The following is a 13,097-nucleotide window of genomic DNA, read 5'->3' as shown; positions in this document are numbered from 1 at the left end:
AACGCCACAGAGTCCCACTGGATTACAGCAGTGTCAGACATGGCCTGTAACTTACGTGCGTCTTATTTCGACAGCATGTTCCTGCCATCATGCCCAAGTTCCAGGGGGACCCCCAAGTGACCACTCCGCCGCCGCCCCAGGGCCAGAACCCGTACGCCCAGGCGCCCAACGCTCCCACGGGGCAGCAGGCCGGTCAGCCCGGATCCCCGCAGCAGCCCTACCCGCCGCAGGCTCCGTACGCCCCCTTCCCGCAGCAGCAGGGTGCACCGGTCCCGCCGCCCGTCCCGCCGAAGTCCGGGGCCAAGAAGGCGCTGGGCATCATCGGTGCGGTCGTCTTCGCCATCGCCATCCTCCTCGTCAAGTTCGGCATTGGCTGGTGGTTCAGCCAGAACGACGCCGAGACGACCTCGGTGGGTGCTTGTCTGCACAACAAGGGAACGGAATCCAACCCCGACCTCAAGGAGGTCGGTTGCTCGTCCAGTGAGGCCGAGTTCAAGGTGGTCCAGAAGTTCGACGGCTCCTCCGACGAGGACAAGTGCGAAGGCGTCAAGGGGTGGACCATCTCCTACATCCAGTCCGGAGGCGGGCACGACGTGGTGCTGTGCCTGAAGGAGACGCAGTAACACCCGCATGACCCATGACTGAGGGGCGATGTTTCACGTGAAACATCGCCCCTCGGCGTTTCTCGGGCCTGTGTTTCACGTGAAACACAGGCCCTCTTCACGCGACCTCAGCCCTGCTCCTCCTGCTCGACCCACCACTCCTTGAGGGCCGCCACTGCCGCATCGTGCTCCATCGGGCCGTTCTCAAGGCGGAGCTCCAGCAGGTACTTGTACGCCTTGCCGACGGCCGGGCCGGGCTTGACGCCCAGGATCTCCATGATCTGGTTGCCGTCGAGGTCCGGACGGATCGCGTCGAGCCCTTCCCGCTTCTGAAGCTGGGCGATGCGCTCCTCCAGACCGTCGTACGCCCGGGACAGCGCGGCCGCCTTGCGCTTGTTGCGGGTGGTGCAGTCCGAGCGGGTCAGCTTGTGAAGGCGGTCGAGCAGCGGACCGGCGTCGCGGGCGTAGCGGCGGACAGCCGAGTCCGTCCACTCACCGGTGCCGTAGCCATGGAAGCGCAGGTGGAGTTCGACCAGCCGCGAAACGTCCTTCACCAGCTCGTTGGAGTACTTCAGCGCAGTCATGCGCTTCTTGGTCATCTTCGCGCCGACCACCTCGTGGTGGTGGAAGGAGACCCTGCCGTCCTTCTCGAAGCGGCGCGTGCGCGGCTTGCCGATGTCGTGCAGGAGGGCCGCAAGGCGGAGGGCCAGGTCGGGTTCCTCCTCCAACGCCATTGCCTGCTCCAGCACGATCAGCGTGTGGTCGTAGACATCCTTGTGCCGGTGGTGCTCGTCGCTCTCCAGGCGCAGGGCGGGCAGCTCGGGCAGGACATGGCCGGCGAGACCGGTGTCGACGAGCAGGGTCAGGCCCTTGCGCGGGTGGGCCGACAGGATCAGCTTGTTCAGCTCGTCCCGGACCCGCTCGGCCGAGACGATCTCGATGCGCCCCGCCATGTCCTTGATCGCCGTGACGATCTCGGGGGCGACGTCGAAGTCGAGCTGGGCGGCGAAGCGCGCGGCCCGCATCATGCGCAGCGGGTCGTCGGAGAAGGACTCCTCGGGTGTGCCCGGGGTGCGCAGCACACGCGCCTCGAGGTCGCCGATCCCGCCGTGCGGGTCGATGAACGTCTTCTCCGGCAGCGCCACGGCCATGGCGTTGACCGTGAAGTCACGGCGGACGAGGTCCTCCTCGATGGAGTCGCCGTACGACACCTCAGGCTTGCGCGAGGAGCGGTCGTAGGCCTCGGACCGGTAGGTGGTCACCTCGATCTGGAAGCACCGGTCGACGTCCCCGACGCGGGCCTGCTTCTGCGCCCCGACCGTGCCGAAGGCGATCCCGACCTCCCAGACGGCGTCCGCCCATGGCCGCACGATCTTCAGTACGTCCTCGGGGCGGGCGTCGGTCGTGAAGTCCAGGTCGTTGCCGAGCCGGCCGAGCAGTGCGTCCCGGACCGAGCCTCCGACCAGGGCGAGAGAGAACCCGGCCTCCTGGAAACGGCGTGCGAGCTCGTCGGCGACGGGGGCCACCAGCAGCAGCTCGCTCACCGCGCGCTGCTGCACCTGGTTCAGGGCGGGGGAAGTGTCTTCGTTGGCGTTCGGCACAACAGAAAAGGGTACGTGGCCCGGGCGCTCGACCGCGCCGTCATTGTTCGGGCACCGGGCTCGGCCGGTCCGTCGGGACGACACCACCGGAGGTACCGCGGCAGACCTCTTTATTACCTACTCAAACCCTGCCTTTGTGATGTAACGAACAGCATCCCCGGATACGGGCATATCCAGGGCGTCCACTCGCGTCCAGTGATCTTGAGACCGCCTCCGTGGCACTTCCCCTCGGCGCACATCGTTACCATGCGTGGACGCACATCCGACGACCACTGACGACGAGGGACGGGCGAGCGCGTGGCCGAGGCGGCAGAATCCCAGGGGACCAGTCCCTCACCTGCCCGCCGGCTGCGGCGTGCCGGGGCGCTGCTCGCCGGAGCGCCGCTGCTGGCCGCTCTGCTCCAGCTGCCCGCCATGCCATCCGCACACGCCGCCGGGCAGGAGTCCCAGCAGGCCGCGTCGGGCTCGCGCACGGTGGCCGTCTCCCTCGACTCGCTCAGCCCCAGCGCCCCCTCGGACGGGGACACGCTGACCGTCTCCGGCACGGTGACGAACAAGGGCAAGCAGGCCGTCACCGACGCCCATGTGGGCCTGCGCCTGGGCCCGGAGCTGGACACCCGCTCGGCGATCGACAGCGTGGCCCAGCGCACCCGGTTCGAGCCGGGCGCCGACGGCCCCGAGGTCGGCGACAAGTACGTCCAGAAGTTCACCCGGCTCGCTCCGGGCGTCGCCCAGCACTTCAGCGTCTCCGTGCCGGTCGACAAGCTGAACCTCGGCACGAACGGGGTCTACGAGCTCTCCGTCTCGCTGTCCGGCCAGACCTCCGCCCAGCCCTGGGAGCAGGTCCTGGGCATCCAGCGCACGTTCCTGCCGTGGCAGCCGAACGACGCGGGCACGAAGACGAAGACGACCTATCTGTGGCCGCTCGTGTCCGACGTCCACATGACGGCCGAGACGGGTCCCGGAGCACAACAGATCCCGGTCTTCCTCGACGACGACCTCGCCAAGGACATCGCTCCCGGCGGACGCCTGGAGCAGATGCTGTCACTGGGCAAGGATCTCGACGTCACCTGGGTGATCGACCCCGACCTGCTGGCGTCCGTCGACGCCATGACCCGCAACTACCGCATTCAGACCGGCGACGGCACACCTGTGCCGGGCACCCATCAGGATGTCGCCAAGAAGTGGCTCGCCGAGCTCCAGCAGGCGGTGGCGGGCAAGGACGTCGTGGCCCTGCCCTTCGCAGACCCGGACCTGGCCTCCCTCGCCCACAACGGGACGAGCGTCACCGGCTCACTGAGTCAGCTCAAGGACGCCACCGACGTCGCCGCCAGCACGGTGGAGACAGTGCTCCACGTGAAGCCGAGCACGGACTTCGCCTGGCCCGTGGACGGCGCCATCGACCGGTCGATCGTCAAGGTCGCCACATCCGCGGGCGCCGACAAGGTCATCACGCGCAGCGACAGCCTCCAGGAGACCGGCGGGCTCACCTACACGCCCTCCGCCGCCCGTCCGATCGGCGGCGGCACCACGGCGATCGTCGCGGACGCCCGCCTGTCGACGGCGTTCGAGGGCGATATGACGCAGGCCGGCGCCACCACGCTCGCCGTGCAGCAGTTCCTCGCCCAGAGCCTGGAGCTCGACAGTCAGACGAGCCGGCAGCGCAGCATCGTCGTGGCCCCGCAGCGCATGCCCACCGCCCCCCAGGCCCAGGCCATGGCGCAGGCGCTGACCACCCTCCAGCAGAGCACCTGGTCCCAGTCGCAGGACCTGAACGCGGCCGCCGCGGCCAAGCCGGACCCCGGCGCCACGACGAAGATCCCGCCCACCGCGGACTACCCCTCCTCGCTGCGCAAGAAGGAACTCGGGCGAGCCTCCTTCTGGGCGATCGCCAGGACGCAGGACAAGGTCGACAACTTCCAGGTCGTCCTCACCGACCCGTCCCGGGTCGTCACGCCCTTCGGACGGGCCATGAACCGGGAGATGGCCACGTCGTGGCGCGGCCGGACCGGTGAGGCGTCCAGCTTCCGGGACGGCGTGGAGGCGTACCTCGACGACCTCTCCGAGCAGGTCAAGCTGATCGACAAGTCGGAGACGAAGCTCTCCGGCCGCAGCGCCACGATCCCGGTGACGGTACAGAACAACCTGGTGCAGGGCGTCGACCACCTGATGCTGCGGCTCACCTCGACCAACCCCACCCGCCTCAAGATCGGCGGCAAGGCGTACGCGGAGCAGCCCATCGCGGTATCCGGCGGGCACAGTCAGTCCGTGAAGTTCACCACGTCGGCCAACGCCAACGGCCCGGTGACGGTGGTCGCCCAGCTCTACACGCAGGACGGCCAGGAATACGGCGCGCCCGTCACCTTCGACGTGAAGGTCACCGAGATCACGGCCACGGTGATGCTGGTCATCGGCGGCGGCGTCCTGCTGCTCGTCCTCGCCGGCTTCCGCATGTACACCCAGCGCAAACGGGCGGCGGCCAAGGATGCCGCCCGGGACCCGCAGGTCGCCGGGAGCGCCGAGGAGGCGCAGGACGGTGGGGACGGCGCCGGAGAAGCCGGTGAGAGCGCGGACGAGCCGGAGAACCTCGAAGGCACCGCCGGTCGTCTCACAGAAGAGTCCGGCGCCCGGTCCCGGGCAGACGACCCGGAGCAGCCGAGTGACCCGACACCGGACACCGCAGCGGAAAGCGCAGACCCGTCCGGCACGGGTGAGAAAGTGGACCGTTGAGGATGTCGTGGCCCGGAGGGCCCGGGACGATGAGGTGGGGTAAGCATGAACGCGCCGTACGACGGTGACCGCGGCCAGGCCGTGGGCGGCTCGGGTCACCCCGACGCGCCGCCGCCCGGGCACGGCCAGACGCCGCCGCAGCCTCCCGCGGACATGTACCTCCAGGACGCCTACGACGAGGACCCCTACCGGGCGCAGGACCTCACCGCCCAGGACCCGGTCGGCGAGGCGCTGTACGACCGCGCCGCGCACCCTCCGCCTCCCCCGGGCACGAACGGGCCGCAGCAGCCTCTGTACGGCCGCCCCACGCAGTCTCCGTACGCCCCCGACCCGCGTGTGTGGGCGCAGACCCCGCCGCCGGAGCCGTCGGGCCCCACCCAGCACCTGCCGCACGGCGAGGATCCCCGCACCACGCAGTTCGTCGGTGTCGACGACCTGGTCAGCCACTCCGGCGAGGAGCACCACGAGCCGGACGCCTTCGCCCACCTCTTCCGTGACCAGCAGCAGGGCGGCCGTCCGGACATGCGCCAGGGCGGCTACGGCCACCAGGGCCCGGGACAGCACGGCTACCAGCCACCGCAGGACATGAGCGGACGCCCGCAGATGGCCGTCCCCTCGGTTCCCGGCCCCGCCCCGGCCCCGGCCGCCGGTCAGGGACCGATGGGACCGTACGCCGCCGCACCGGCCGTCGCCCAGGCCCCTGCCCCGGCGGCCGTGCCCGCCCCCGCTCCGGCGGGGAAGAAGGGCGGGAAGGCCGCGGGACTGCTGAAGTCCAGCGCCGTCATGGCGGCGGGCACGATGGTCTCCCGGCTCACCGGGTTCATCCGCTCGGCGATGATCGTGGCCGCACTGGGCACGGCCCTGCTGGGCGACACCTTCCAGGTGGCCTACCAGCTGCCGACGATGATCTACATCCTGACCGTCGGCGGCGGCCTGAACTCCGTGTTCGTCCCGCAGCTCGTCCGCGCCATGAAGGAGGACGACGACGGGGGCGAGGCGTTCGCCAACCGGCTGCTCACCCTGGTGATGGTCGCACTGGGCGCACTCACCGCCCTCACGATGTTCGCGGCGCCACTGCTGGTCCGGATGCTCTCCAACCCGGTCGCCAGCAATCCGGCGGCCAACGAGGTCGGCATCACCTTCACCCGGTACTTCCTGCCCTCGATCTTCTTCATGGGCGTCCACGTGGTGATGGGGCAGATCCTCAACGCCCGGGGCAGGTTCGGCGCCATGATGTGGACGCCGGTCCTGAACAACATCGTCATCATCTTCACGCTCGGCACGTTCCTGTGGGTCTACGGCACGTCCGCGAACTCCCACATGACCGTCACGAACATCCCGCCGGAGGGCCAGCGCCTGCTCGGCGTCGGCGTGCTCCTCGGCCTCGTCGTGCAGGCACTCGCGATGATCCCGTACCTGCGCGAGACCGGGTTCAGGCTCCGCCTGCGCTTCGACTGGAAGGGGCACGGTCTCGGCAAGGCCGCGATGCTGGCCAAGTGGACCGTTCTCTTCGTCCTCGCCAACCAGGCGGGCGCCCTGGTGGTCACTCAGCTGGCCACCTCCGCGGTCGCCCGCACGCACATCGACGGCACCGGCTTCAGCGCCTACGCCAACGCCCAGCTGATCTGGGGCCTGCCCCAGGCCATCATCACGGTCTCGCTGATGGCGGCCCTGCTGCCCCGCCTCTCGCGCTCGGCCGCCGAGAACGACACGGGCGCGGTGCGCGACGACGTCTCGCAGGGTCTGCGCACGACGGCGGTCGCCATCGTGCCCATCTCCTTCGGGTTCCTCGCCCTGGGCATCCCCATGTGCACGCTGATCTTCGGCTCCTCGGGAACCGCGGCCGCCACCAACATGGGCTACATGCTGATGGCCTTCGGACTCGGCCTGATCCCGTACTCCGTGCAGTACGTCGTCCTGCGCGCGTTCTACGCCTACGAGGACACCCGCACGCCCTTCTACAACACGGTCATCGTGGCCGCGGTCAACGCGGGTGCCTCACTCCTGTGTTACTTCCTGCTTCCGGCCCGCTGGTCCGTGGCCGGCATGGCGGCCGTGTACGGTCTCGCATACGCGATCGGCGTCGGGGTCGCCTGGCGCCGGCTGCGCCAGCGGCTGGGCGGCGACCTCGACGGCGCCCGTGTGCTGCGGACGTACGCGCGGCTGTGCATCGCCTCGGTGCCGGCGGCACTGCTCAGCGGCGCGGCCTGCTACGGCATCGGCCACTCGCTGGGCCAGGGCGTCTTCGGGTCGTTCGTCGCGCTGCTGGCCGGTGGCGCACTGCTGCTCGGAGTCTTCTTCGTTGCCGCCCGCCGGATGCGCATCGAGGAAATCAACGGTCTCGTGGGCATGGTCCGCGGGCGCCTGGGGCGTTGAGTCGGGGGTAGGCGCACAACCATCGTCCGCAGCCGTGTGTCGTGCATAGCGGCGGACTGTGGGCACAATTGGATTCGGCGTCGGACAGCGCGCGATGGATGGGGAGGCAGGAGCGACGGTGGCGGAACGGATCACGGCTGCCGTCGACGTGGCAGACAACAGCGGCGAGCAGTCGCTGACCGCCGAGGCGGACCAGTCCACGTCCGACGGGGTGGCCCAGAATCGGGATCGGGGCACGGGCAACGACGAGGCACAGGGGAGCGACGGGACGGAGAGTCCCGGGAAGAAGGCTTCACCGACCGAACTTCACAGCGGCCACAAACTGGCCGGACGCTACCGCCTCGAGGAGTGCGTCACCCGTCTGGACGGGTTCAGCAGTTGGCGAGCGGTGGACGAGAAGCTCCGTCGCGCCGTCGGGGTGCACATCCTGCCCGCGGACCATACGCGAGCCCGGTCCGTACTGGCCGCGGCCCGCTCCTCCGCACTGCTCGGCGATCCCCGCTTCGTGCAGGTGCTCGACGCCGTCGAGGAGAACGACCTCGTCTACGTCGTCCACGAATGGCTGCCCGACGCGACGGAGCTGACCACGCTTCTGGCCTCGGGCCCTCTGGAGCCGCACGACGCCTACCAGTTGGTCAGCCAGATCGCCTCCGCCATGGCCGCCGCGCACCGCGAGGGCCTCGCCCATCTGCGCCTGAACCCCAATGCCGTGCTGCGCGCCTCCACCGGTCAGTGGCGGGTCCGTGGCCTCGCCGTGAACGCAGCGCTGCGCGGCATCAGTTCCGACACCCCGCAGCGCACGGACACCGAGGCGATCGGCGCCCTGCTGTACGCGGCGCTCACCCAGCGCTGGCCGTACGAGAGCGACGCCTACGGCATGTCCGGCCTGCCCAAGGACATCGGCCTCATCGCCCCCGACCAGGTGCGCGCGGGCGTCCACCGCGGCCTGTCCGAACTCGCCATGCGCGCCCTCGTCAACGACGGCGCCACCGCCTCCCGGCACGAGTCGGCGTGCACCACCCCGGAGGAACTGGTCAAGGCGATCGGCGAGATGCCGCGCGTGCGGCCGCCGGAGCCGACGTTCACCGCGCCACCGGAGTACCAGGGCACCTCCTACCAGCAGGGCTCGTACGGCCGTCCGGCACCGCATCCCGGGGTCACCCAGCCGGTCCCGACCCCGCCGCCCCCGCTGCAGAGCCGCACCGGCAAGGCCCTGAAGTGGGCCGTCTCGGCCCTCCTCATCGCCGCCCTGGGACTCGGCAGCTGGCAGCTCGCGGACGCCCTGCTGGACCACGGCGGCAAGTCCGACGACCCCCAGTCACAGACCCAGGACGGCGGCGACAAGAACGACAATCAGCCGAAGCCGACCCAGCCACTCCAGATCCAGGGGGCGCGGGAGTACGTCGCCAGCGGTGACGCACAGGCTCCCGGAGACGTCGACAAGACGTATGACGGGGACGGTTCCACGTACTGGCGGACCAAGCGCTACAACGACGGCCCACAGCTCGCTCCCTACAAACCAGGTGTGGGCATCGTCTACGACCTCGGCTCGGTCAAGGAGATCTCGACGGCGTCAATAGGGCTGCGCTACACCGGTGACCACACGACGGTCCATCTCTATGCCGCCGACTCCCTGAGCCCCTCCACCGGGATCAACGGGATGGAGGAGATCGGAACGGCGACCACCAGCAGGTCCTCTCTCACGGTAAAGGCGACCAAGTCGGTCAAGACGCAGTACGTGCTTCTGTGGCTCACGGACGTGCCCATGGCGCCCAGTGACGGCTACAGCGGATCCGGCTACAAGCAGGCCATCACCGACGTGAAGTTCACGGGCTGACGTCCCACCGAGAGGGAAGGGGTCAGATGGCGGCCGGCGCCGGATACGGCGGAGCGAGCGATCAGGAGCTGCTCACCCGTCATGTGGAGGGCGACCCCGAAGCCTTCGGTGAGCTCGTACGCCGCCATCGTGACCGTCTCTGGGCGGTCGCCCTGCGCACGCTGGGCGACCGCGAGGAGGCCGCTGACGCCGTGCAGGACGCGTTCGTGTCCGCCTACCGGGCCGCGGGGACCTTCCGTGGCCAGTCGGCCGTCACGACCTGGCTGCACCGGATCACGGTGAACGCCTGCCTGGACCGGGTCCGCAAGGCCGCCTCGCGCAAGACCTCGCCCGTGAGTGACACCGAGCGCCTGGAGCAGCTGCTGGAGCCGCACGAGTCGGCCTCGGCGCCCGCCGAGAGGAACGACGTGCAGCGGCAGCTCGTCGAGGCGCTGGACACGCTCCCGTCGGATCAGCGGGCCGCCCTGGTACTCGTGGACATGCAGGGCTACCCGGTCGCCGAGGCCGCCCGCATCCTCGATGTACCGACCGGAACGGTGAAGAGCCGTTGCGCTCGGGGCAGAGCCAGGCTCCTGCCGCTGCTCACCCATCTCCGACCGGGCCGCACCGGCGACGAGAAGGAATCGGGCGCGGGACGGAACCGGGCGCAGGGGACATCCGTCCCACCGGCGACAGGTCCTGAAGACACGGGTCCTCAGGGCACGGGTCATGAAGGCACGCACACGCAGGACACGGGATCAAGCGATTCAGCTGCTGTGAAGGGCGGAGGTGGGCGAGCGTGACATCCACGACAGACGCGGCCGGGCACCCGGACGTCACGGAGATCTCCGACCTCACCGAGGGCCTCCTCGGCCCCGCCCGGGCAACGGAGCTGCAGCGGCATCTGGACGCGTGCGAGCCATGCGCCGACGTCCACACGTCGCTGACGGAGATCCGTGGCCTGCTCGGCACCCTGCCGGATGTGCCCGCCATGCCGGCCGATGTGGCGGACCGTATCGATGCGGCTCTCGCCGCCGAGGTCCCTGTCGCGGGCGGCACGCGTGTTTCACGTGAAACATCGGCCGCGGATCGCCCCTCCGGTCACCCTCGCGCCTCCAGCACCGGACCGGGTCGCAAGACAGGCACCCGGCGGGGACGTCGCAGGGTCGCCGTTCTGGGGTCCGTCGTCGCCCTCGCCGCCCTGGGCGTGACGTCCGTGGTTCTGGCGACGCTCCACGACAACAAGGGATCCAACACCGCGGCGCACGACCGTCCGATCACGTCCGCAGACACCTTCTCCGCGGGCACCCTCAAGAACGACGTCGCCGATCTCCTCGACCAGGCACAGCAGCCGCCACGCGACACCCACGCCCCGCACAGCTTCGGCGTGGACTCCGCTCCCGGTACCGGCAAGCCGAAGCTGCTGAAGAGCCGGCCCCAGACGGTCCCCTCGTGCGTACGGCAGGGCATCAACGACAGCAGCACCCCGCTCGCCGCCCGGGCGGGCACCTACGACGGCAAAGAGGCCTATCTCGTCGTGCTGCCCGACGCCTCCGGCGACAGCACCCGCGTCACGGCCTACCTGGTCGACGCGACCTGTGTCCGCCACCCGGAGGTCACGGCCAAGGTGCTGCTGTCGCACTCCTACGCGCGTTCCTGAGCCTGCACGCTCGGTCCTCGCGCTGCATAGCATCCCGTGCGCTGTCGCGCCTCCGTGTGCCCCGGCACACCGGGAATGCATGCCCCTTAGGATCCGTTGGGTGGGGTGAGAGCTGTGAGACAGGCTCCCCCCGGCCGTACGACACAGTCCAGAGACGAGGAATCAAGCCGTGAGCGATGTCCGTAACGTGATCATCATCGGCTCCGGGCCCGCCGGATACACGGCGGCGCTCTACACCGCGCGCGCGTCGCTGAAGCCGCTGGTTTTCGAGGGTGCGGTCACCGCGGGTGGAGCCCTGATGAACACCACCGACGTGGAGAACTTCCCCGGCTTCAGCGACGGCATCATGGGTCCCGAGCTCATGGACAACATGCGTGCGCAGGCAGAGCGTTTCGGCGCCGAGCTCATCCCGGACGACGTGGTCTCCGTCGACCTGAGCGGTGAGATCAAGACCGTCACGGACACCGCGGGTACGGTGCACCAGGCCAAGGCCGTCATCGTCGCCACCGGCTCGCAGCACCGCAAGCTCGGTCTGCCGAACGAGGACACGCTCTCCGGCCGGGGGGTCTCCTGGTGCGCCACCTGTGACGGCTTCTTCTTCCGGGAGCAGGACATCGCCGTGATCGGTGGCGGTGACACCGCCTTGGAGGAGGCCACCTTCCTCTCCCGGTTCGCCAAGTCCGTCACCGTCGTCCACCGCCGGGACACCCTGCGTGCCTCCAAGGCGATGCAGGAGCGCGCCTTCGCCGACCCGAAGATCAAGTTCGTCTGGGACAGCGAAGTCGCCGAGATCCAGGGCGAGCAGAAGCTCTCCGGCCTGAAGCTGCGCAACGTCAAGACCGGCGAGCTGTCGGACCTGCCGGTGACGGGTCTGTTCATCGCGATCGGCCACGATCCGCGCACGGAGCTCTTCAAGGGCCAGCTGGACCTGGACGAGGAGGGTTACCTGAAGGTCGACTCGCCGTCCACCCGCACCAACCTGACCGGTGTCTTCGCCGCCGGCGACGTGGTCGACCACACCTACCGCCAGGCGATCACCGCGGCCGGTACCGGCTGCTCCGCTGCCCTCGACGCCGAGCGCTTCCTCGCGGCCCTCGCGGACAACGAGCAGAAGGCCGAGCCCGAGAAGTCCACCGTCTGAGACCCCCAACCACCCCACCGCACGACCAGTTAAGGAGCCCGCTGTGGCCGGCACCCTGAAGAACGTGACCGACGACTCCTTCGAGCAGGACGTCCTGAAGAGCGACAAGCCCGTCCTGGTGGACTTCTGGGCCGCTTGGTGCGGTCCCTGCCGCCAGATCGCTCCGTCCCTCGAGGCGATCGCCGCCGAGTACGGCGACAAGATCGAGGTCGTCAAGCTCAACATCGACGAGAACCCGAACACCGCCGCCAAGTACGGGGTCATGTCCATCCCGACCCTGAACGTCTACCAGAACGGCGAGGTCGCCAAGACCATCGTGGGGGCGAAGCCGAAGGCTGCGATCGTTCGCGACCTCGAGGACTTCGTCGCCGAGTAATCACGGCAGGGCCGCCGAGCCGGCGGCGATGTTTCACGTGAAACACGAATGGGCCAACCCTTCAGGGTGGGCCCATTCGTATATGGCAGCTCGCTTACAGCGGCCTCAGCGCCGGTTCCTTCTGCACAGCGCCCAGCAGCCGGTCGATCGCCATTTCCACGTCTTCCTTCCAGGACAGCGTCGTCCGCAGTTCCAGCCGGAGCCGCGGGTGAGCCGGGTGGTGCCGGACGGTCTTGAACCCCACGGCCAGCAGATGGTCGGCGGGGAGCACGCAGGCGGGTTCCTTCCATCGGGCGTCCCCGAATGCCTCGATGGCCTTGAAGCCCCGCCGCAGCAGGTCCTTCGCGACCGTCTGGACCATCACGCGGCCCAGCCCCTGCCCCTGGTAGCCCGGCATGATGAAGCCGGTCATCAGCTGCACCGCGTCCGGAGAGACGGGGCTCGTGGGGAATGCCATGGAGCGAGGGACGTAGGCGGGGGGAGCGTAGAGCACGAAGCCCACGGGCGCGTCATCGACGTAGACGACACGGCCGCAGGAGCCCCAGTCCAGCAGGACTGCGGAGATCCACGCTTCCTTTTCCGCCACGGAGGTGCCGGCCTTCAGCGCTGCTTCACCACTGACGGGGTCCAGCTCCCAGAAGACGCACGCACGGCAGCGCTGGGGAAGGTCTTGAAGGTTGTCCAGCGTGAGCGGTACGAGCCTACGGCCCATGAAGGCTGTTCCTCGCTTCCTTCGCCCGCTGCGCCACGCGCGGCTGTCAGAGCGCTGCGTTCCTTGAGGAGGCTGCCGACGAA

The 13,097-nt window shown here is 69.3% G+C and carries 10 protein-coding genes; 8 read left to right on the top strand and 2 right to left on the bottom strand.

The annotated features are described in order from the left end of the window. Window positions 1-89 precede the first annotated feature (89 nt). Entirely contained in the window at window positions 90-623 is a 534-nt protein-coding gene (locus ACIQMV_RS17780; RefSeq protein WP_402593692.1) for a hypothetical protein, read from the top strand. Window positions 624-730: 107 nt separating this feature from the next. Here the strand turns inward: ACIQMV_RS17780 and ACIQMV_RS17775 are convergent, their stop codons facing one another. Beyond that, on the bottom strand, window positions 731-2,203 hold the full coding sequence (locus tag ACIQMV_RS17775) for a CCA tRNA nucleotidyltransferase (RefSeq protein ID WP_402593690.1): 1,473 nt from the start codon (window positions 2,201-2,203) through the stop codon (window positions 731-733). 297 nt (window positions 2,204-2,500) lie between these two features. Here ACIQMV_RS17775 and ACIQMV_RS17770 point away from each other — a divergent pair, with 297 nt between their 5' ends. The 7 genes from ACIQMV_RS17770 to trxA all read left to right on the top strand — a co-directional run bounded on the left by ACIQMV_RS17770 (window position 2,501) and on the right by trxA (window position 12,302). Continuing rightward, window positions 2,501-4,933 carry a DUF6049 family protein gene (locus tag ACIQMV_RS17770; protein WP_402593689.1) on the top strand — a complete coding sequence of 811 codons (2,433 nt, stop codon included), beginning with the start codon at window positions 2,501-2,503 and terminating at the stop codon, window positions 4,931-4,933. Window positions 4,934-4,978: 45 nt separating this feature from the next. Further along, window positions 4,979-7,309 carry a murein biosynthesis integral membrane protein MurJ gene (gene murJ / locus ACIQMV_RS17765; protein ID WP_402593687.1) on the top strand — a complete coding sequence of 777 codons (2,331 nt, stop codon included), beginning with the start codon at window positions 4,979-4,981 and terminating at the stop codon, window positions 7,307-7,309. 118 nt (window positions 7,310-7,427) lie between these two features. Beyond that, window positions 7,428-9,146, top strand: coding sequence for a protein kinase family protein (locus ACIQMV_RS17760; RefSeq protein ID WP_402593685.1), 1,719 nt, complete (start codon window positions 7,428-7,430; stop codon window positions 9,144-9,146). Window positions 9,147-9,172: 26 nt separating this feature from the next. Then, complete coding sequence (gene sigM, locus ACIQMV_RS17755; protein WP_402593684.1) at window positions 9,173-9,928, top strand: RNA polymerase sigma factor SigM; 756 nt, start codon at window positions 9,173-9,175, stop codon at window positions 9,926-9,928. After that, window positions 9,925-10,785: an anti-sigma factor family protein gene (locus tag ACIQMV_RS17750; RefSeq protein WP_402593682.1), complete on the top strand. Its 861-nt coding sequence runs from the start codon at window positions 9,925-9,927 to the stop codon at window positions 10,783-10,785. The genes sigM and ACIQMV_RS17750 overlap by 4 nt, the downstream gene beginning before the upstream one ends. Before the next feature lie 169 nt (window positions 10,786-10,954). Continuing rightward, the gene (gene trxB, locus ACIQMV_RS17745; protein ID WP_402593680.1) at window positions 10,955-11,926 is read left to right on the top strand and encodes a thioredoxin-disulfide reductase; all 972 of its coding nucleotides are present in this window, start codon (window positions 10,955-10,957) and stop codon (window positions 11,924-11,926) included. A gap of 43 nt (window positions 11,927-11,969) precedes the next feature. Further along, complete coding sequence (gene trxA, locus ACIQMV_RS17740) at window positions 11,970-12,302, top strand: thioredoxin (protein ID WP_141359862.1); 333 nt, start codon at window positions 11,970-11,972, stop codon at window positions 12,300-12,302. A gap of 94 nt (window positions 12,303-12,396) precedes the next feature. On the opposite strand, the gene ACIQMV_RS17735 is transcribed toward trxA, so the two are convergent. After that, entirely contained in the window at window positions 12,397-13,014 is a 618-nt protein-coding gene (locus ACIQMV_RS17735; RefSeq protein WP_402593677.1) for a GNAT family N-acetyltransferase, read from the bottom strand. Between the last annotated feature and the right edge of the window lie 83 nt (window positions 13,015-13,097).

This window comes from Streptomyces sp. NPDC091412 (genome assembly GCF_044756885.1).
In the GTDB taxonomy this organism is placed as follows: Bacteria; Actinomycetota; Actinomycetes; order Streptomycetales; family Streptomycetaceae; genus Streptomyces.
Note: the sequence above shows the minus strand (reverse complement) of the source record. Positions and strands in the feature narration are given on the sequence as shown.